The following is a 20,501-nucleotide window of genomic DNA, read 5'->3' on the forward strand; positions in this document are numbered from 1 at the left end:
GACAGCTAACTACAATTTAGAACTTTTATCCCTACATTTGCAGCAAAATTATAACCATTTTAACTAAATACACCATGGCTAAAATTACTAAAGAAGCCGCTTTGCTCTACCATTCGCAAGGCAAACCGGGAAAGATAGAAGTAGTGCCCACCAAGCCCTACAGTACACAGACCGACCTTTCGCTCGCCTACTCTCCGGGAGTGGCAGAGCCGTGTCTTGAAATTGAAAAGAATCCACAAGACGCCTACAAATATACAGCCAAAGGTAACCTCGTTGCCGTAATTTCCAACGGTACCGCCGTACTCGGGCTGGGCGATATCGGCGCCCTCAGCGGCAAGCCCGTGATGGAAGGTAAAGGTCTGTTGTTCAAGATTTATGCCGGAATCGACGTGTTCGACATCGAAGTGAACGAGAAAGACCCCGACAAATTTATCGAAGCTGTCAAAGCCATTGCCCCAACTTTCGGCGGCATCAATCTGGAAGATATCAAGGCTCCCGAATGCTTCGAGATAGAGCGCCGATTGAAAGAGGAACTCGACATCCCCGTGATGCACGACGACCAGCACGGCACCGCCATCATCTCCAGTGCCGGACTGCTGAATGCGCTCGAAGTGGCTGGCAAGAAAATTGAAGACGTGAAGATTGTAGTAAACGGTGCCGGTGCCTCTGCCGTATCTTGTACCAAACTCTACATTTCACTTGGCGCCCGACTGGAAAACATCGTGATGGTGGACAGCAAAGGCGTCATCAGCAAGACACGTACCGACCTCAACGAACAAAAGAAATACTTTGCCACCGACCACACCGACATCCACACGCTGGAGGAAGCCATCAAGGGTGCCGACGTATTCCTCGGCTTGTCCAAAGGCAATGTGCTGTCGCAAGACATGGTACGCAGCATGGCCGCCATGCCCATTGTCTTCGCATTGGCAAACCCCACTCCGGAAATCTCTTACGAAGACGCCATGGCTGCTCGTCCCGATGTACTGATGGCAACCGGACGTTCGGACTATCCGAACCAGATTAATAATGTAATCGGTTTCCCCTACATCTTCCGCGGTGCGCTCGACACGCAAGCCAAAGCCATCAATGAAGCCATGAAGATTGCCGCCGTACATGCCATCGCCAACCTTGCCAAGCAACCCGTACCCGATGTTGTGAACGAAGCCTATCATGTAAACAACTTCTCCTTCGGCCCCGAATACTTCATCCCGAAACCGGTTGACCCACGCCTCATCACCGAAGTGTCTTGCGCCGTAGCCAAAGCCGCCATGGAAAGTGGCGTAGCCCGCAAGAACATCGAGAACTGGGATGATTACTGCGTACACCTGCGCGAACTGATGGGTTATGAAAGCAAACTGACCCGCCAGCTCTACGACACCGCCCGCCGCCACCCGCAACGCGTGGTATTTGCCGAGGGTATCCACCCCAATATGCTGAAAGCTGCCGTCGAAGCAAAATCGGAAGGTATCTGCCATCCTATTATATTAGGTAACGATGAAGCCATCGAGAAACTGGCAAAGGAACTCGACCTCAGCCTCGAAGGCATTGAAATCGTGAACCTGCGTCATCCCGACGAAGCTCCGCGCCGCGAACGCTACGCCCGCATCCTTGCCGAGAAGCGTGCCCGCGAAGGTGCCACCTATGAGGAAGCAAACGACAAGATGTTCGAGCGCAACTACTTCGGCATGATGATGGTAGAAACCGGTGAAGCCGATGCTTTCATCACCGGCTTGTACACCAAGTACAGCAACACCATCAAGGTAGCCAAAGAGGTGATCGGCATCCGTCCGGAGTACAAGCACTTCGGTACCATGCACATCCTGAACTCCAAGAAGGGAACTTACTTCCTGGCCGATACACTTATCAACCGTCATCCCAATGCCGAAACACTGATTGATATCGCCAAACTGTCGGAATACACCGTCCGCTTCTTCAACCACACTCCAGTAATGGCAATGTTGAGTTACTCCAACTTCGGCGCCGACAAGGAAGGAAGTCCGGTAAGCGTACACGAAGCAGTGGACTACATGCAGCAGAATTATCCCGACCTTGCCATCGACGGCGAAATGCAGGTAAACTTTGCCATGGATCGCAAAATGCGTGATACCAAATATCCATTCACCCGCCTGAAAGGAAAGGATGTGAATACGCTCATCTTCCCCAACCTGAGTTCTGCCAACTCAGCCTACAAGCTGTTGCAGGCCATGAATACGGATGCCGAATTGATTGGTCCTATTCAGATGGGATTGAACAAACCTATCCACTTTACCGACTTCGAAAGCTCCGTGCGCGATATTGTAAACATCACCGCAGTGGCAGTAATCGACGCTATCGTTGATAAAAAGAAAGCAGGCAAATGAAACGACCGTTATCTAAATTTCAAATAGTTTGCATTGTGCTGCTTTGGGCGGCACTTTGCTACATTGTTTTAATATCTGTCGAACGAATTGACGGCCCAATCATTCTAACGCTTGCCATTTCGGCGGCATTAGTCTTTATTCCGGTAATAAAGTCACTTAAAAGAGGATAAATAATATCTTTTTATTCGCTTTTGCGTCATAAAATGACAATATTGTTGTTTTATGACGCATTTTATTTATAAATTGTTTGTTAGTTTCATTTTTATGTATACTTTTGCAACCGCAAACTTGATAAGAAGATTGAAAACAATAACCATAAAAAAGAAGTAGATTATGAATGCAGCAAAGGTATTAGAAGACCTGAAAAGACGGTTCCCCAACGAACCGGAGTATCATCAAGCAGTAGAAGAAGTTCTTTCTACCATTGAAGAAGAGTACAACAAACATCCGGAGTTTGACAAAGCCAATCTGATTGAACGTCTTTGTATCCCCGACCGTGTTTACCAATTCCGTGTGACTTGGGTGGACGACAAAGGCAATGTACAGACCAACATGGGTTACCGTGTACAACACAACAACGCCATTGGCCCGTATAAAGGCGGTGTACGCTTCCATGCTTCTGTAAACCTCTCTATCTTGAAATTCCTTGCTTTTGAACAGACATTCAAGAACTCACTGACTACGCTGCCTATGGGTGGTGGCAAGGGTGGTTCCGACTTCTCTCCGCGCGGCAAGTCCAATGCTGAGGTAATGCGTTTCGTTCAGGCCTTCATGCTGGAACTGTGGCGTCACATCGGTCCCGAGACTGACGTTCCTGCCGGTGATATCGGTGTAGGTGGTCGTGAAGTAGGTTTCATGTTCGGTATGTACAAGAAGCTGGCTCACGAGTTTACCGGAACATTCACAGGTAAAGGCCGCGAATTCGGTGGTTCATTGATCCGTCCCGAAGCTACCGGTTACGGTAACATCTACTTCCTGATGGAGATGCTGAAAACCAAGGGTACTGACCTGAAAGGCAAGACTTGCCTGATTTCCGGTTCCGGTAACGTAGCTCAATACACTGCTGAAAAAGTATTGGAACTGGGTGGTAAAGTATTGACTATGTCCGACTCCGACGGTTATGTTTACGATCCGGACGGCATCGACCGCGAAAAGCTGGATTACATCATGGAATTGAAGAACCTCTATCGTGGACGTATCCGCGAATATGCAGAGCAATATCCGGGCGTTAAGTATGTAGAAGGTGCCAAGCCTTGGGGTGAAAAAGCAGACATCGCTCTGCCTTCTGCCACTCAGAACGAACTGAACGGCGACCAAGCCCGCCAGTTGGTAGCCAACGGTGTAATGGCTGTATCCGAAGGTGCCAACATGCCTTCTACTCCGGAAGCTATCAAAGTATTCCAAGATGCCAAGATTCTGTACGCTCCGGGCAAGGCTGCCAATGCAGGTGGTGTATCAGTATCCGGCCTCGAAATGACTCAAAACTCTATCAAACTGAGTTGGAGTGCAGAAGAGGTAGACGAAAAACTGAAGAGCATCATGAAGAACATTCACGAAGCTTGTGTACAGTATGGTACAGAAGCCGACGGTTATGTAAACTACGTGAAGGGTGCCAACGTTGCCGGTTTCATGAAGGTAGCCAAGGCCATGATGGCACAAGGTATTCTGTAAGACTAGTAAGCCATAGTAGTACAAGTATAAACGAAGAAAAGGCGAGGGACTGCAAAGTTTCCCCGCCTTTTTTTCGTTTATATCAAATTTATCGATATATTTCGACAATAAATGAAAAATAGACCAGTATACAATGATAGCAACCTTTGATGAACTGTATACCCAGTACTACACCAGCTCTTTCTTGTTTGTCAAATCATACGTTAGAGATACAATGGCATCAGAAGATATTGTGTCTGAGTCAATGATACGCCTATGGCAAGTCATCAGAAGAGAAAAAGTTGAATATCCACAAGCATTACTTCTAAAAATATTAAAAAACAGCACTTTAGATTATCTGAAACATCAGGAGATAAAACAAATCGCAATAGAGTCTATCTCATCGATGATGGCACGAGACTTGCAATACCGCATTACGACGCTTGAAGCCTGTGATCCCGAAGAAATATTTTCTACCGAAATCAGTGAAATTATAAAAAACACGCTGGATTCTCTTCCGGGACAAACAAGACAAATCTTCGAAATGAGCCGCTATGAATATCTGTCTGTGAAGGAAATAGCAGAAAGATTATCAATCTCTCCCAAAGCAGTAGAATACCACATTACCAAGTCATTAAAGGCACTCCGCATAGCATTAAAAGAATATCTGCCACTTTTTTACCTACTATTTATCTGATTTTCCATTTTCATCTTAGGGATTGGCAAAGCTGAATCGTCTATTATCGCAGAAGGATATAAAACAAGCATAATGGACAAGAAACTTTTGCAACGATATATTGAAGGAAATGTATCAACCGAGGAAATTGAAAACGTCGTAAACTGGCTGGACAAGAGCGAAGAAAACGTTCGGGAGTTTATGGCCTTACATAAACTGTATGACATTTCAATATTAAATAAGCAGGCATATAATCAGTCAACACGTAGCAGTAAAAAGCGTATCTTCTCATTCAGGACAATCATATATGAGTCACTGAAGATTGCTGCCATATTCCTGATAGTATGGATCGGCATAAAGAAGTATACAGATAAACCGGAACAACCGTTGCAACCGATAGCCTATCAGACACTATATGTGCCGGCAGGGCAACGTGCCCAATTAACCCTTTCCGACAGTACTACCGTATGGCTGAATGCCAAAAGCAAACTCATCTATCCTACTAACTTTGAAAAAGACAAACGCATCGTCAAATTAGAAGGAGAAGCCTATTTTGACGTAACTCATTCGGACAAACAGCCGTTTATCGTAAAAACCGATAAAATGGATATTGAAGTACTGGGTACCTCGTTCAATGTAACAGACTATGCCGACTATAACATGCACGAAGTATCCTTATTAAAAGGAAGTATCAAGCTAAAAACGTCGAGTCTGCCTCAAGGCTATATAGTCAAAGTAGACGAATGCGTGAAGATAGATGAAGGGAAAATAAAAGTTTCCACCATTAAGAACCACGACCACTTTAAATGGAAAGAGGGATTACTTTGCTTTGATAATGAAACAGTGGAGAGTATTATACAAAAGTTGCAGCTATATTTCGATGTAAGAATCAACATAGCAAAGAGCACTAAACTCTTGAAACTAAGATATACAGGAAAATTCAGGGTCGATGACGGAGTAGAACAAGTATTGAAAGTGCTCCAATTGGAGCATGGATTTTCCTACACCCGAGATAATGAACAGAATTTAATAACCATAAAATGAGAATGCCTATGTAAAATGAAAGTATGAAAAACACAGACCGGATTATGTTGCAGCATAATCCGGTCATAAAAAATGTCAGTAAACTGCCATTTTCTTTAATTCAATAAGTACTCACTTAAAGAACGATACAAAATTATGAAAAAAAATCAAATTGGGTATAAGAATACCCTACTAATATTATGTATAACACGAATATCCAAGACCATGAAGTTAACCGTAATTCTATTATTTATGGGTATGTCATGCATTTTTGCATCAAACGCAAGTTCGCAAAATGCAAAGGTTAACATACAAGTGGATAATGCATCCCTCAAAGATGTTATCACCCAGATAGAAAGACAGACAAACTATCTTTTTGTTTACAACAACCAATATGTAAACCTATCGAAAAAAGTCTCTATAAAAGAATCGAATTCTACTGTCACAAAGGTATTAGACAATATATTCAAAGAATCAAATATTACATATGTTGTAGAGGGAAATAACATCTTACTAATGAACAGAGACATGTCTCCACAACAACATCCGCTCCAGAAAGAAGTCAAAATTTCCGGAACGGTAACCGATGAAAGCGGAGAACCGATTATCGGTGCCAACGTCCGGATTAAAGACCAAGGCACAGGGACTATCACAGATATAGATGGATATTACACTCTTACCGTACCGGAGGATGCAATTATCCAAGTATCGTATATCGGATACATATCACTGGAAACTCCGGTGAGAGGTAAAACCACCATTAATATCAAACTAAAGGAAGATGCCGTAGGACTGGAAGAAGTCGTAATCATCGGTTATGGTGTCACCAAAAGAGAAAACTTTGCCGGTTCGGTGTCCAGCATAAAACTCGAAGACTCGCCTATCACCCTGACACCTACTGCCAATGTACTAAACTTGCTTCAAGGAACAGTAGCAGGAGTAACCATTAACCGCTCCGGAGAAGCCGATGGAGTATCTTCCATGCAGGTACGCGGACAGCGCTCCATCAGCAATACAAGTTCAGACCCTCTGCTCGTAGTAGACGGACTTATCTTTGACGGATCCATTAATGACCTGGATGTGAACTCCATCGATAACGTAACGGTACTGAAAGATGCCAGTACCCTGGCTACTTATGGTACAAGAGCTGCCAATGGTGTGGTTATGATTACCACCAAGAAAGGACAAAAAGGTAAGCCTATCATAACCTTCAATCCTTCGATAGCAATCAGCCAGCCCAATTACCGCCCTAAAATGAGAAGTCCCCAGGGATATATTGAACTGATGAACCGCCGTTCCGGTCTTGCCCCCGATGCAGACCCCACTTGGATGGGTGAACTGGAAAGGGCAAACTATGAACGGGGAGAAACCACCGACTGGGTGGATTATATTTCCCGGACGGGAGTACTACAAAACTATTCCCTCAACTTCTCCGGTGCAACGGACAAGAGCAACTATTTCATGTCAGCCAATCATTGGGACCAGAAAGGAAACTATTACGGCGATGACTTCAAGAGAAATACATTCACTGCCCGAATCAACACGGATATCAACGATTATATAAGTATCGGTACGAATGTAAACGTTGCATTCAACAAGTCGGTAGGCGTAAAACCCAGTTACGGAAATGCTGTGACCCTTACACCTTATGGAGAGCCCGAACTACAAAACGGGAATATGAGAAAATATCCGGATGGGAAAGAAAGTACCACCGTTAATCCTCTTTGGAATACATTCAACGGCATTGACCAGGAACGAAGAGGTTCCACCCTCATTGTAGGCGGTTATCTGAATATCAAGATTCCCAAGATAGAAGGTTTGAGTTATAAAATTACGGGGTCTTATACCAAGCGCACTTCCGAAAGAAGACGCTTTACCCACGAAACGAACTTCCCCGACATGAATCTTGGAGAAGACGGATACACCACAGAAGTTTTTGACACCCATTTGAGGGAGGCAAACGGATATATCGACAGCCAGGACACCAAGTCATGGGTCCTCGATAACATCCTGACCTACTACAGAACCATTGACAAGCATTACATCAATGCAACTTTTGTATACACAAGAGACGAACAGAAAGTGGAACAGCAATATGTCAGCGGTTCTGATTTCCGGAAAGTAGGAAACACCTCATTAGGCATCCACGGACTTCCAAACGCGGAAGTACAGAAAATGGACCGCTTCACCTATGCCCGCAAAGCAAATATCGGTTATTTGGGACGCCTCAATTACTCGTATGATGATAAATACCACTTAAATCTTTCTGTACGCCGAGACGGTTCTTCCGTATTCGGTAAGAACAAGAAATGGGGTGTATTTCCATCCATTGGCGGAGCATGGAGTATCTCGCGTGAAGACTTTATGAAAGACATCAGCCAGATAGATGATTTAAAGCTGAAGATTTCGTGGGGTAAGAACGGAAACCAGTCCCTGACTCCTTACCGTACCCTGTCACTTGTCAGTATGGGACGCGGCGGAAACCAGGTCTACTACTTTGGCAATGAAGTGGCATACGGCCAGATGCTGACGTCACTGGGTAATCCGGAATTGGGATGGGAAGAAACCACCTCATTGAACTACGGTTTTGAGGCAGACTTATGGAACCATCGCCTGCATACAGATGTCAACATCTATCACTCGTCTACCCGCAATCAGATCTTTACCCGGAAAATACCTCCCATGGGTTCCGGCCTGACTACCCAGGATGCCACAATGGGACAGATCAATAACTGGGGTATCGAGCTCAATGTATCCGGTTCCATCATCAACCAAAAGAATTTCAGATGGAACTCCGGTCTCATCTTCACCCTGAACAGAAATAAACTCGTCGAACTGTATGGTGACGGACAAGATGACATCACAAACGGGCTGTTCATCGGCAAGTCTCTCGGTGCTATTTATGGCTATGTATGGGACGGCATCGTACAAGCCGGAGAAGAAAATTATGTATCCAACCTTGTAGCAACTCCCGGCGATGCCAAATATGCCGACCTGAACGGAGATAATAAACTGACGGCAGAAGACCGGAAAATCCTGGGTTATTCTAAAGAAAACTTCCGCATGAGTATGACTCACACACTGAGTTACAAAAACTTCACCCTCTACATGCTGTTCAACGGAGTTTTCGGAGGCAATGGCTACGGCAAAGCAAGAAACAACAGCGCCTACCTGACCGAAGATACCTATTTCTACCATAACACATTGGATCATCCTTACTGGACTCCCGAAAATCCAAGTAACAAGTACCCGAGATGGAGTTTTAGCGACGACAGATTCGTAGCACTCCAATCGTATACCTACGTCAGATTGCAGGATTTAAACCTGGCCTATACTTTCAACAACAATGTTCTCGGAAAGCTCGGATTATCCGGTTTAAAGGTGTATGTTGCAGGTTCAAATCTGCTCTTCTTTGCCCCGAACTGGGACGGAAGCGATCCTGAAGTCAGGAACTACAGTGCTGCCCAACTTCAAAGAACAATCACTTTTGGTCTTAACTTTAAATTTTAATAAAGATGAGTATGAAAACATTCAAGTATATCCTAACAGTAGCTGCCATCGGTTTATCTATCTTCTGCAGCTGTGACGATAAGTTCCTGGAAGAACATCCCAAGTCACTTTACACGATTGAGAACGCTTTTGAAAAAAGCAGCCAGGTAGAAGACCAGTTAACCATGTGTTATATCCGGCTTTACAACTGGTTTGGCAAAACAATGGACCCGTGGGTTTCCACCTACGAATACAAATCTTTCGGTACAGATGTGCTGGACGTCCCCTATTGGAGGCACGACGGCGCATCCGGCTATTCCAATTTCGGAACCTGGAGCACCACATCTTCCCATGTAGAACTTATGTGGAATGAGTTGTATCAGGTCATCAGTTACGCCAATTTGACTCTCCACGGATGCGAGCAGGAAAACATAACATGGGCCGATGAAAATCTGAAAAAGAATATAATTGCCGAAGCCAACTTCTTCAGAGGTTTTGCTTACCTGCACCTGGCAGAAGCATGGGGAGGAGTTCCGATAGTAGATAAATTCGAAGAGAACGTACAATATGGTTACACCCGGGCCACCAGGGAACAAACCTACCAATTTGCAATAGACAATCTGGTTAAAGCTTATGAGAATCTGCCGGATTATCCGGAGAAGGACGGACGATTGGGCAAAGGAGCCCCCGCTCATCTGCTGGCCGAAGCCTACCTTGCATTGGGCGTAGAGACTAAGGACAATTCCAATTATACTAAAGCCATAAATTATGCACAGAGTGCGATTGCCCTCCATCCTCTGATGACTTCCAGATTCGGTGTTCGTGCCAATCCCAATGACAAATCAGAAAACAGGAATACCCCGACCTACCTCCCCGACGGAAATGTATATGCCGATTTATTTTTTGCCGGGAACTACGACCGAAGCAGCGGTAATACGGAAGCTATATGGGTTTTCCAGTCGCCGACCTATGAGCAACTGGACGAAACGGGAGGACAAATCGGAAGCGAGCCCTTCTTCTTCAGCTTGGTGACAAGAGACTTGAACTGGGCGGCAGAGTATGTAGAATCGGGAGCAGCAGCCGGTCCGTGGAAGGCAATTGCACCCGAATACAACACCGCAACTTTCCCCGCTTACCTGGGAGGATTCGGTATTGCCGAAGCTAAGGCCACCAACTATGCTTCTTACAATGTATGGACAGATCCGGCAGACTTGCGCTATCAGGAAGATGTCACAGTACGTACCACTTTTGTTTGCACAGACCCTAACCACAGCATGTTCCGAAAGAAAGTGCCCATCTTCATGTTAGACCAGAATCCTACCAATTTATCCAAATTTACTCCTATCTTTGTGAAAATAATCCCATTGGACGAGTGGGCATACAGAGATACTGACACTTCCCACCAGAGTTACAGTCACGATAACTATGCCATTCGTTCTGCGGAAACTTATCTGCTGCTGGCAGAAGCTTATCTTAGAAACAATCAGAAAGATCTGGCTGTCGATGCAGTCAACACGGTTCGTCGGCGGGCCCACTGTACGGAGATGTACTCTGCGGACAAATTCGATATAAACAGCATTCTGGACGAACGTATCCGGGAATGCCTGTACGAAGAAGGCAGATGGTTCACGCTGCTCCGCATGGAACCGGATGTATGGAAACAACGGATATATGACCATGGAATGTTTATTGCCGATTATTCCAGATACACCTTACCTATCGAATGGAATCTGTGGCCTATACCTCAAAGCATCATAGACTTGAACGTAGATGCAGAGATGACACAGAACCCGGGCTGGGAATAAATACATAGAAAAGAGGCACAGGGGCTTTGGCCAAGAATGGCAGGGATATCTCTGTGCCTCCTTCTTCACTTCGGTGCAAGAAGCGGCTATTCATGTAAGTACAGAAAGAATTTACCATTAACAAGATTATTATGAACAGAATCAGAATATCCTCCATACGCAGACTGAGAAAGACATTATTTCTGCTCACCTTGATTATACCTTTTGTCCTAAAGGCGCAAATGACAGACTCAACGCTAACGTACAGACAATGGGATGCGGAATGGATTACCGTACCCCAGACATCTCCTTCCGCATACGGTGTCTATTTCTTCCGAAAAGATTTCAATATCAGCCAGGTTCCTTCCAGATTTCCTATTTTCGTATCGGGAGACAACAGATATAAATTATATGTAAACGAGCAACTCGTATCCTTAGGTCCTGCGCGGGGAGACATCGAGCATTGGAATTATGAAACGGTAGACATAGCCCCCCAACTGAAAGCAGGCAGGAACGTCATTGCAGCCCAGATCTGGAACGAAGGAGACCAAAAGGCAGAAGCGCAATTCTCATTCCGTACAGGATTTATTTTGCAGGGAGCTGTCGAGGCCTCAGCCATCTTGAATACCAATAAATCATGGAACTGCATTCAGGATCACAGTTACAGCATCCCGTCATTGACTGAAAGAGTAAGAGGGTATTCTGTGGTCCCCCCCAACGAACAGATCGACATGAGAAGCCACATCAAAGGCTGGCAAAAACTATCCTATGATGACAGTTCATGGACAAAGGCGCAGCCCATCTCCCGTGGTACGCCAAAAAACACGATAGGAATAGATGCCAACAAAACATGGCGGCTCGTTTCCTCCGCCATCCCCCAAATGGAGTTGAAGTACCAAAGGTTCGGTAAAGTCCGAAAAGTGGAGAATGCCAACGTCCCGGCCTCATTTCCTGCCCAGAAAGGGAAAATAAGCATACCGCCGTATACTACAGCCAATATACTATTGGACAATATCGTCTTAACCAATGCCTTCCCCACCATTGACGTTAAAGGTGGCAAGGAAAGCATTGTTACTTTGACCTACGGAGAAGCACTCTACGATGACAAATTTGCCAAAGGAAACCGCAATGAAACAGAAGGAAAGAGACTGGTCGGCAAACCCGACATCCTCATCTCCGACGGAAGCAACGACCAGACCTTCACCTCGCTGTCCTACAGAACATTCAGATACGTGAATATTCAGGTACAAACCAAGGAGGAGCCACTAATTATCGATGATTTTTATAGCACCTTCGTCGGTTACCCGTTCATCTTAAACGCCAAGCTCGAAACAGAGAACGAAGAAATGCAGAAAATATTCGAGATGGGATGGCGGACAGCAAGACTTTGTGCAGTAGAAACTTATATGGATTGCCCCTACTACGAACAACTGCAATACATAGGCGACAGCCGCATCCAGGCATTAGTATCTCTTTACGATAGCGGAGACGACCGGCTGGTTAAAAGCATGCTCACCAATGCCGACAATTCCAGGCAACCGGAAGGCATTACTTTAAGTCGCTACCCTTCAGTGAATCCTCAGATCATACCCACCTTCAGTTTATGGTATATAGGAATGTTGCACGACTACATGATGTATGGCAGTGACATTACTTTCCTGAAAAACCGCCTTCCGGGTGAGCGGCAGATATTAGGTTATTTCCAAAAATTCCAGGATACCGACGGTTCAATAAAAAGACTCCCCAACTGGGCATTCATAGACTGGGCGTTCGGCTTCAACAGAGGAATGGGACATGTCGGCAAAGACGGTTGTTCCGCTATGCTGGACCTCCAGTTGCTGATAGCCTACCAAAACGCTTATGACTTGGAAAAGACATGGGGGATGAACGACTACGCCTCTCTGTATCAGGAAAAAATAGCACAGTTGGCAAAAACAATAAAAAGCAAGTACTGGGATGACAAGAAGAAACTGTTCTCCGACACATCGGAGAAAGACAAATTCTCCCAACACACCAATTCTTTAGCTATCCTGAGCGGCTTGGTCAACGGAAAAGAAGCGATGGAGATAGGGCAACTGATTTTAGCGGATAAAGAGCTGACTCCCGCTTCCATTTACTTCAAGTATTATGTCCATCAGGCACTGATAAAAGCCGGATTGGGAGACGATTACCTGAAATGGCTTGATGACTGGCGAAGAAACATCGAACTCGGACTGACCACCTTGGCCGAAACCTCCAATGTTGAGAGAGCCCGCTCCGACTGCCATGCTTGGGGAGCAAGTCCCAATATCGAGTTCTTCAGGACACTCCTCGGCATCGACAGCGCCGCACCTATGTTCGGCAAAGTCAAAATCGAGCCCCATTTAGGCAATATCAAGAAAATAGGGGGAGAAATGCCGCATCCATCAGGCAAGATATCCGTAAAATACGACAATAGCGGGCCGAAGCTGAAAGCTGAAATCATTCTGCCGGACAATACTACCGGAGTATTCATCTGGAAAGGAACAAAACGTGATATCAAGCCCGGTATTAACACGATTCAATTATAACCAATAAAAATAATGCTTATGAACTTTTTATCAAGAACGACCATCGTCCTATTGTTTCATGCCCTATTCTTCATGCAAGTAAAGGCACAGTCTGCATTCCCGGAGTTTCCGCCTCAGAATGTGGACAACAATATGGATTTCAATCAAATGCTTTATCAATTAGGTATTACGGTTCCTGTGCTTCCCGCAAAGGCAGACGATCCGAACCGCCCCGAAGGCTCTGTACCCGTAGACCCTCAGAAACCGGAAGGAAAATGGCGGTATAACGGCCATGAATTAGGACGGTCCATGTGGGGACTGTGGGATAACTATGACGATACATCCGCAGGATTCTTCCCGGCCCGTGATTCTTTCAGGGTAGGAAAATACACCCCCATCCCATTGTTGAAACTAAAGAACGGCCGACAGGTAACTACCGCCAAAGACTGGTGGAAGAAAAAAAGAGTTGAAATAGCCTACGATGTGCAAAAGTGTTTGTATGGCTTTTTCCCTCCTGAAGACGCAATGCCAAAGGTTCAGTTTAAGGTAAACGAAACCAAAGGCGGTACAGGTGAGAAGAAATATATTCAGAAAGAGATTACGGGAGTCATCAACACCTCCGGTTATAGCGAGTTGCGGGACAAACCTTTCATATCGAGCGTACTCCGTGTACCTGCCTCTGCAACCGGTCCTGTGCCGGTAATGATTCTATTTTCTTATTCCACCAAGACCATTGACCGCTATTGGGATATTATACAGCCTCACGGATGGGCCCTTTGCATCTATATCCCGACTACCGTGCAACCCGACAACGGAACCGGTCTGACAAGCTATCTGATAGGCCTGGTCAATAAAGGAAACTGGAGAAAACCGGATGATTGGGGGGCAATCGGAGCTTGGTCATGGGGCATCAGCCGTCTGATAGATTATCTGGAGACAGACCGGAGCATAAATAGCAAAGCCATCGGACTATCCGGGCATTCCCGATACGGAAAAGCTACCTTGTACGCAATGGCATTCGACGACCGGATTGCGATTGGCTATCCCAGCGACGCCGGCAGTTTAGGCACTAAGATGAACCGCCGCCATTGGGGACAAGACCTGGAAAATTCCGGTTCTCCCTCCGAGTACCATTGGATGGCAGGAAACTTCCTGCAATGGTGTGGGGAACTTGTTCCCGGTCAATACCTCCCCCGAAAGATAGAAAACTGTCCGGTCGATGCCCACTCGCTGATGGCACTCTGCGCTCCCCGCCCCGTCTTTGTGAACGGCGGCAACCAAAGCTTGTGGTCCGATCCCTACGGAATGTACCTGACCCTGGTCAACGCTACCCCTGTATACGAGCTTTTAGGAAAGAAAGGGCTCATTATCAATGACAAAAGGCCGTTGCTGGACGTTGGGTACATAGAAGGAAACCTGGGATACCGTTACCACGACGGCGGACATACGGATGTTCCGGACTGGCCTGCCTTCTTCGAATTCGCTGATAAATTCATAAAGTAAGATTAACTGAAACGCTATGAACAGATTTCAAAAATTGGTGCTGATTGGCGCCGGTGCGCTGTTTCTATCCGGACCGGGCGTCCGGGCTAAAACCTTGTCCCCGGCCGAAGAAGCAAGAAAGATTATAGATAAGGTGAATACCTACTGGCAAAGCAACAACAAACCCGAAGTACGCTCCTTTTGGGATAATGCCGCTTACCACACGGGAAATATGGAAGCCTATTATTTGACCGGAAATGAAGCCTATCTTGCTTACTCTGAAGCCTGGGCCCAATACAACGAGTGGAAGGGAGCTAAAAGTACGGACAAGTCCGAATGGAAATATAGTTATGGTGAAACAGACGAATATGTACTGTTCGGTGATTACCAGGTATGTTTCCAAACCTACATCGACCTTTACAACATCCTCCCCGACAACTACAAGATAGCCCGTGCCCGCGAAGTGATGGAGTATGAAATGGGCACTCCCCACAATGATTACTGGTGGTGGAGCGACGGCCTCTACATGGTGATGCCCGTCATGACCAAACTTTACAAGGCAACCGGAAACCGGCTTTACCTGGATAAGCTCTACGAATACATCACCTATTCGGACAGCATTATGCTCGATGAGGAAACCGGACTGTACTACCGCGATGCCAAATACGTATATCCCCGGCACAAAAGCGTCAATGGAAAAAAAGACTTCTGGGCCAGAGGAGACGGATGGGTGCTTGCCGGACTGGCAAAGGTACTGAAAGACCTGCCTGCCGATTATCAGCACCGTCGTTTCTTCATCGACAAATACACAACAATGGCAAAAGCCGTAACCACAGCACAGCAGCCCGAAGGCTACTGGACACGAAGCATGCTCGACCCCGGCCATGCTCCCGGTCCGGAAACCAGCGGCACAGCCTTTTTCACCTACGGCATCTTGTGGGGGATCAATAACGGCTATCTGGACGGAGCGACCTACAAACCCGTTATCGACAAGGCTTGGAACTATCTGACCAAAACAGCCCTGCAGAAAAGTGGTAAAGTGGGATACGTACAGCCTATCGGCGAAAAAGCCATTCCGGGACAAGTCATCGACGCCAATTCGGAAGCCAACTTCGGAGTAGGCGCCTTCCTGCTGGCAGCTTGTGAATACGTACGCTACCTGGAAGCGCCACAGACCCCGGACCGGATATACTGGTGCAACCTCCTTTACAAACTGGCATCTCCTATACTCAGCAATATGGCAGAAGGCCGACTGCAAAAGAATATGCAGGTGGAAGTCAGTCCCAGCTGGGACGGGCGCGACAAACGTGTAACCTATATGGAAGCCTTCGGCCGGTTGATGGCAGGTGTTGCTCCCTGGCTCTCGCTGCCCGATGATGATACGGAAGAGGGGAAGGTGCGCAAACAGCTGCGCGAATGGGCGCTGAAAAGTTATGCACATGCCGTAGACCCGCAAAGTCCCGACTACTTGTTATGGCAAGGACACGGCCAGGCTTTGGTCGATGCCGCCTACATAGCAGAAAGTTTCCTTCGTGCCTTCGACCAATTATGGCAACCGCTGGACCAAACAACCAAGAAGCGCTACATCGAAGAATTTCAACAACTGCGACGCGTAGACCCGCCTTACACCAACTGGCTGCTGTTCTCTTCGACCATCGAAGCCTTCCTGGCAAAAGCAGGAGCACCGTATGACAGCTACCGGGTTAATTCTGCCATACGCAAAGTAGAAGAATGGTATACCGGTGACGGCTGGTATGCCGACGGACCGGTGTTTGCTTTCGATTACTACAGCAGTTATGTCTTCCATCCCATGTATCTGGAAACATTGCAAGCCATGAAAGACAGCAAGGAGTATACCCGCATTAATTACAAGAAGTATTACGACCGTGCCCTGAAACGGACACAGAAGTTCAGCCTTATCTTGGAACGCTTCATTGCTCCCGACGGAACCTTCCCGGCATTCGGCCGTTCCATCCCCTACCGCCTGGCAACCATGCAACCATTAGCCCTTATGGCCTGGTATCAGGATATGCCAGCCGGACTGGGTAACGGGCAGGTACGTGCCGCCCTGACAGCTACCATGCACCGTATGTATGACGGAGCAGAGAACTTCAACGAGAACGGCTTCCTTACAATCGGCTTCACCGGCAAGCAGCCGAATGTAGCCGACTGGTACACCAACAATGGCAGTCTTTATATGACTTCCCTCGCTTTCCTGCCGTTAGGCTTGCCCGCGTCACACCCCTTCTGGACAGACGCTGCACAAGAATGGACCTCTTGCAAAGCATGGGGTGGAAAAGCTTTCCCGAAAGATCATCACTGGGAAGAGAATATCACGACAAAGGATTTATTTTAAAGATTCTCATAGTAAGAAGAAAGCGGTTGTCTCCATTGCCGGGACAGCCGCTTCTTTATTAGTAATCAGTTAAGACATTAATTGCATAAGCAAGGAAGCCATACATGAAATATGGAGCCCTTTCCATACTCGGATTCCACCCATATCCTGCCTCCCATTTGTTCGGTAATAGATTGGCAGATGGGCAGTCCCAGTCCCGTTCCTTGTATAAAAGAGTTCAACTTCTTGAAGCGTTCGAATATTTTCGGCAGGTTCTGTTCTTCAATACCCATACCCGTATCTTCTACGTAGAGTTCCAGACCGCCATCCTTACAGACATATCCCATCTTGATATATCCGCGCTGAGTGAACTTGACGGCATTGGCTATCAGGTTGGTGACGATCTGGGTCAGCCGGTCGCGGTCTGCCCTCACCATTAACTTCTTGAGCGGATTCTCGCAGATGAATTGCACTTCCGGCTTGTTTACCTTTGCGTTCATCTGAATTGCAAGATCACTAAACATGGTAGGGAAGTTGAATGCCACGTTTTTGAAGATCATCTTGCCGGAATCCAATATAGAAAGGTTCAGAATGTCTTCAAACAGCGTCAGCAGCAGATTATTATTGAATGCGACAATGCGGTTGTATTCTTCCTGCTTCTCCTTACTTTCCGCTTCGGCAATGAGTTGGGAGAAACCTACGATAGAGTTCAGCGGCGTTCTTATCTCGTGACTCATGTTAGCTATGAATTGCGACTTCAGCCTGTCGGACTCTTCAGCCTTATCCAGCGCAGCCTGCAACTGGTCCATCATCTGGTGCTGCAAAGTAACGTCTATCCCCACGCAGACCAGTAACCTTTTACCTTTGAAGGTGAAAGAGAACTTGACGGTTTGCAAATGAGTACTGACATCACGGTCGGGAGAAGTGACAATTTCGTGAATCAGCATGGGAGCTTCTTCCGTATAGTTAGAGGCTTCCATGTCATCTTTCCGATATCCGTCAGCTTCATCCTTGGGGAAAACTTCATAATCCGTCTTACCTATCAACTCCTCCTGAGACATGTTGCACATCTGCTCAAACTTCTTGTTGATAATGTAAAAGCGGTAATCATCTTCTATGTCTTTGATTAGAATAGCCGAAGGGAGTTTACGGAAAATGGTTCTCATCATCTGGTGCGCTTCCTTTTCATCCTTGACGGCTTTCTCGAGCATCTTCTCTTTCTGAACGGCTTTTGTAATGTCGTAGGCAATGCAAACCAGCAATTTGTTTCCTTCTGAAGTTACGACATAAGATTTGGTGGTTTGTACAATTATATTCTCTTGTCCCGGAATATGAAGTTCTTCTTGATACGAATATTCCCCTCCAGTGGCCACCGCCGCTTCATCACCCCGACGATATTTTTCGGCAACATCAGCAGGAAATATATCGTAATCATCTTTTCCTATAATATCTTGTTGCGAAAGGTTCTGCATCGCGCAAAAACGCTCATTGGCCATGTAGTAACGAAAACCATCAACGACATCTTTTACAAAGATAATCGCATCCATTTTATCTATCAGAAACTGCGACAAGCAATGGAAGGGTTGAGTAGCGGTCAGTAATTCAGTTTCCTTTTTCAGCCGACTCAATTCCTTCCTCAACCGTTCATTTTCGTTCTTTAATTCTTGTTCTTCTTGTACATCCATGGTATAATGTCAGAATTTGCGTTGTCACGACAAAGTTTTCAGTGGTAAAAGTATAAAATAAAAACGGATAATTCACATAGATTAGTGAAAAAACATTTTATCACTACGGATTAATGCTCGCTTAGTTCCTACTTGATCAGTTTTACTGCTAGTTGGATTTTAACGAGGTATTCTGAACATTTGTCAGATCTTGATACAAATTCTTATTGCAGTTCATTTCTCAATCAACGATTCGAGTTCTTTACGCCACTTTACGTATTCCACCAAATATACATAAGGTTGGAACAAGAGCTTAAATACAAGATTTATTCTTCTATTTAGCAGAGGAATCTTCCAATCTTTTCATATCTTTGCGACGTACTTCAAATAGAAGTACTTTTTGTGAATTTAGTTTAGCCCTCATACTGAAACTGCAACTTTAGATTGGGTGGTGCTAAACTGAATGGTGGCTCGTATGTTCAATTCGAATCTACGATAGGCGCACCTATTCAGTTTATTAACCACCCGGGTTGTTGCAGACCTCAGTATGTGAATAGACTGCTTTAGGTGCGTTTTTTATGCGAACAGCCATTATCAAATTCTACAAAGTACTTATCGACAAACGCTCTGATTGGTACGAAATTGTGCTCTTTATTCAAAGAGACAAAACATCAACAATGTATATAATAAAAACACGAGACAAAGAGATCTTAGAGTCTTTAACCTCACCGTGCTTCAGAGAAGTAACCGACACACTGTATTACATAACTAAAATAATTACCGGCAGAATCGACAAAATCAAAGTAGCATTCTATTGCCAACACTTTCATACCCATACCACGATTATTCACAATAAATGCCCAATGACAAACTACCGAAAAATCTACATATTATGAGAAAGTCAAAGAAAAGTGATTTAAAAGTTCTCATAGAAGAGAGCAAAGAGACAGATAAAATGATGCTATTTTATTACAAATTCATAGCAATTACATTAGCACTACTTATACCTTTAGTAATTTGGTGGGGCTTGGAGACAAGACGTTATTACAAAGAGCTCAGGAAATCAGCACAATATCATTATTACCATCAGGAAGCTACGCTTTCTCCTTCCCGGTAATATTCTTGAAAAATGCAAGCTCTTGTATAAAACAATCCGACCTTTGCCTTTTATTTCATTGCTTTGCAAAAACAACTCTCTAAATGGTCGTTCACAAACCCGGCTGCCTGCAAAAAAGCATAACAGATTGTTGAGCCGAAGAACTTGAAACCTCGCTTTTTCATATCTTTGCTCATAGCATCCGACTCGGGAGTTGTGGCAGGAATTTGGCTTAGGGTCTTAAAATTGTTGACAATAGGTTGCCGATTGGGAAAGAATGATAAGATATAGTTATAGAAACTGCCGAACTCTTTCTGAACAGTCATAAACAGTTTCGCATTGTTGATTGCACTATTGATTTTTAACCGGTTTTTGACGATTCCATCAAATTGCATCAATCGTTCGACGTCT

The 20,501-nt window shown here is 45.5% G+C and carries 12 protein-coding genes; 10 read left to right on the top strand and 2 right to left on the bottom strand.

The annotated features are described in order from the left end of the window. Positions 1-74: 74 nt before the first annotated feature. The 9 genes from AAE250_RS07380 to AAE250_RS07420 all read left to right on the top strand — a co-directional run bounded on the left by AAE250_RS07380 (position 75) and on the right by AAE250_RS07420 (position 17,351). A complete protein-coding gene (locus AAE250_RS07380; protein ID WP_294597609.1) occupies positions 75-2,363 on the top strand; it encodes an NADP-dependent malic enzyme in 2,289 nt (762 codons plus the stop codon). Positions 2,364-2,696: 333 nt separating this feature from the next. Next, positions 2,697-4,034, top strand: a complete 1,338-nt coding sequence (locus AAE250_RS07385; RefSeq protein WP_294597607.1) for an NADP-specific glutamate dehydrogenase — start codon at positions 2,697-2,699, stop codon at positions 4,032-4,034. Between the two features lie 133 nt (positions 4,035-4,167). Then, positions 4,168-4,710 (top strand): RNA polymerase sigma-70 factor, encoded by a 543-nt coding sequence (locus AAE250_RS07390; RefSeq protein ID WP_294597605.1) that lies wholly within the window; start codon positions 4,168-4,170, stop codon positions 4,708-4,710. A gap of 72 nt (positions 4,711-4,782) precedes the next feature. Beyond that, a complete protein-coding gene (locus AAE250_RS07395) occupies positions 4,783-5,733 on the top strand; it encodes a FecR family protein (RefSeq protein ID WP_294597602.1) in 951 nt (316 codons plus the stop codon). A 495-nt stretch (positions 5,734-6,228) separates the two neighbouring features. Beyond that, entirely contained in the window at positions 6,229-9,222 is a 2,994-nt protein-coding gene (locus AAE250_RS07400) for a SusC/RagA family TonB-linked outer membrane protein (protein ID WP_294597599.1), read from the top strand. An 11-nt stretch (positions 9,223-9,233) separates the two neighbouring features. Next, positions 9,234-11,006, top strand: a complete 1,773-nt coding sequence (locus tag AAE250_RS07405; protein WP_294597597.1) for a RagB/SusD family nutrient uptake outer membrane protein — start codon at positions 9,234-9,236, stop codon at positions 11,004-11,006. Positions 11,007-11,137: 131 nt separating this feature from the next. After that, complete coding sequence (locus tag AAE250_RS07410) at positions 11,138-13,534, top strand: family 78 glycoside hydrolase catalytic domain (RefSeq protein ID WP_294597595.1); 2,397 nt, start codon at positions 11,138-11,140, stop codon at positions 13,532-13,534. Between the two features lie 18 nt (positions 13,535-13,552). Beyond that, positions 13,553-15,016, top strand: coding sequence for a glucuronyl esterase domain-containing protein (locus AAE250_RS07415; protein WP_294597592.1), 1,464 nt, complete (start codon positions 13,553-13,555; stop codon positions 15,014-15,016). A 16-nt stretch (positions 15,017-15,032) separates the two neighbouring features. After that, positions 15,033-17,351, top strand: coding sequence for a DUF2264 domain-containing protein (locus AAE250_RS07420; RefSeq protein ID WP_294597589.1), 2,319 nt, complete (start codon positions 15,033-15,035; stop codon positions 17,349-17,351). 77 nt (positions 17,352-17,428) lie between these two features. On the opposite strand, the gene AAE250_RS07425 is transcribed toward AAE250_RS07420, so the two are convergent. Further along, positions 17,429-19,015 carry a sensor histidine kinase gene (locus AAE250_RS07425; protein ID WP_294597586.1) on the bottom strand — a complete coding sequence of 529 codons (1,587 nt, stop codon included), beginning with the start codon at positions 19,013-19,015 and terminating at the stop codon, positions 17,429-17,431. An 871-nt stretch (positions 19,016-19,886) separates the two neighbouring features. On the opposite strand from AAE250_RS07425, the gene AAE250_RS07430 reads away from it, so the two are divergent. Beyond that, positions 19,887-20,111 carry a hypothetical protein gene (locus AAE250_RS07430; protein WP_294597583.1) on the top strand — a complete coding sequence of 75 codons (225 nt, stop codon included), beginning with the start codon at positions 19,887-19,889 and terminating at the stop codon, positions 20,109-20,111. Between the two features lie 50 nt (positions 20,112-20,161). On the opposite strand, the gene AAE250_RS07435 is transcribed toward AAE250_RS07430, so the two are convergent. Further along, positions 20,162-20,501 (bottom strand): DNA-3-methyladenine glycosylase I (locus tag AAE250_RS07435; protein WP_342288796.1); only part of this gene is annotated, 340 nt, incomplete at its 5' end.

The organism is Bacteroides sp. GD17, assembly GCF_038448625.1.
Lineage (GTDB): Bacteria > Bacteroidota > Bacteroidia > Bacteroidales > Bacteroidaceae > Bacteroides.

What these genes read in the sequence shown, in the direction of transcription:
- AAE250_RS07380 (WP_294597609.1), top strand. Translation starts at nt 75, where the DNA reads ATGGCTAAAATTACTAAAGAAGCCGCTTTGCTCTACCATTCGCAAGGC.
- AAE250_RS07385 (WP_294597607.1), top strand. Translation starts at nt 2,697, where the DNA reads ATGAATGCAGCAAAGGTATTAGAAGACCTGAAAAGACGGTTCCCCAAC.
- AAE250_RS07390 (WP_294597605.1), top strand. Translation starts at nt 4,168, where the DNA reads ATGATAGCAACCTTTGATGAACTGTATACCCAGTACTACACCAGCTCT.
- AAE250_RS07395 (WP_294597602.1), top strand. Translation starts at nt 4,783, where the DNA reads ATGGACAAGAAACTTTTGCAACGATATATTGAAGGAAATGTATCAACC.
- AAE250_RS07400 (WP_294597599.1), top strand. Translation starts at nt 6,229, where the DNA reads ATGAACAGAGACATGTCTCCACAACAACATCCGCTCCAGAAAGAAGTC.
- AAE250_RS07405 (WP_294597597.1), top strand. Translation starts at nt 9,234, where the DNA reads ATGAAAACATTCAAGTATATCCTAACAGTAGCTGCCATCGGTTTATCT.
- AAE250_RS07410 (WP_294597595.1), top strand. Translation starts at nt 11,138, where the DNA reads ATGAACAGAATCAGAATATCCTCCATACGCAGACTGAGAAAGACATTA.
- AAE250_RS07415 (WP_294597592.1), top strand. Translation starts at nt 13,553, where the DNA reads ATGAACTTTTTATCAAGAACGACCATCGTCCTATTGTTTCATGCCCTA.
- AAE250_RS07420 (WP_294597589.1), top strand. Translation starts at nt 15,033, where the DNA reads ATGAACAGATTTCAAAAATTGGTGCTGATTGGCGCCGGTGCGCTGTTT.
- AAE250_RS07425 (WP_294597586.1), bottom strand. Translation starts at nt 19,015, where the DNA reads ATGGATGTACAAGAAGAACAAGAATTAAAGAACGAAAATGAACGGTTG.
- AAE250_RS07430 (WP_294597583.1), top strand. Translation starts at nt 19,887, where the DNA reads ATGAGAAAGTCAAAGAAAAGTGATTTAAAAGTTCTCATAGAAGAGAGC.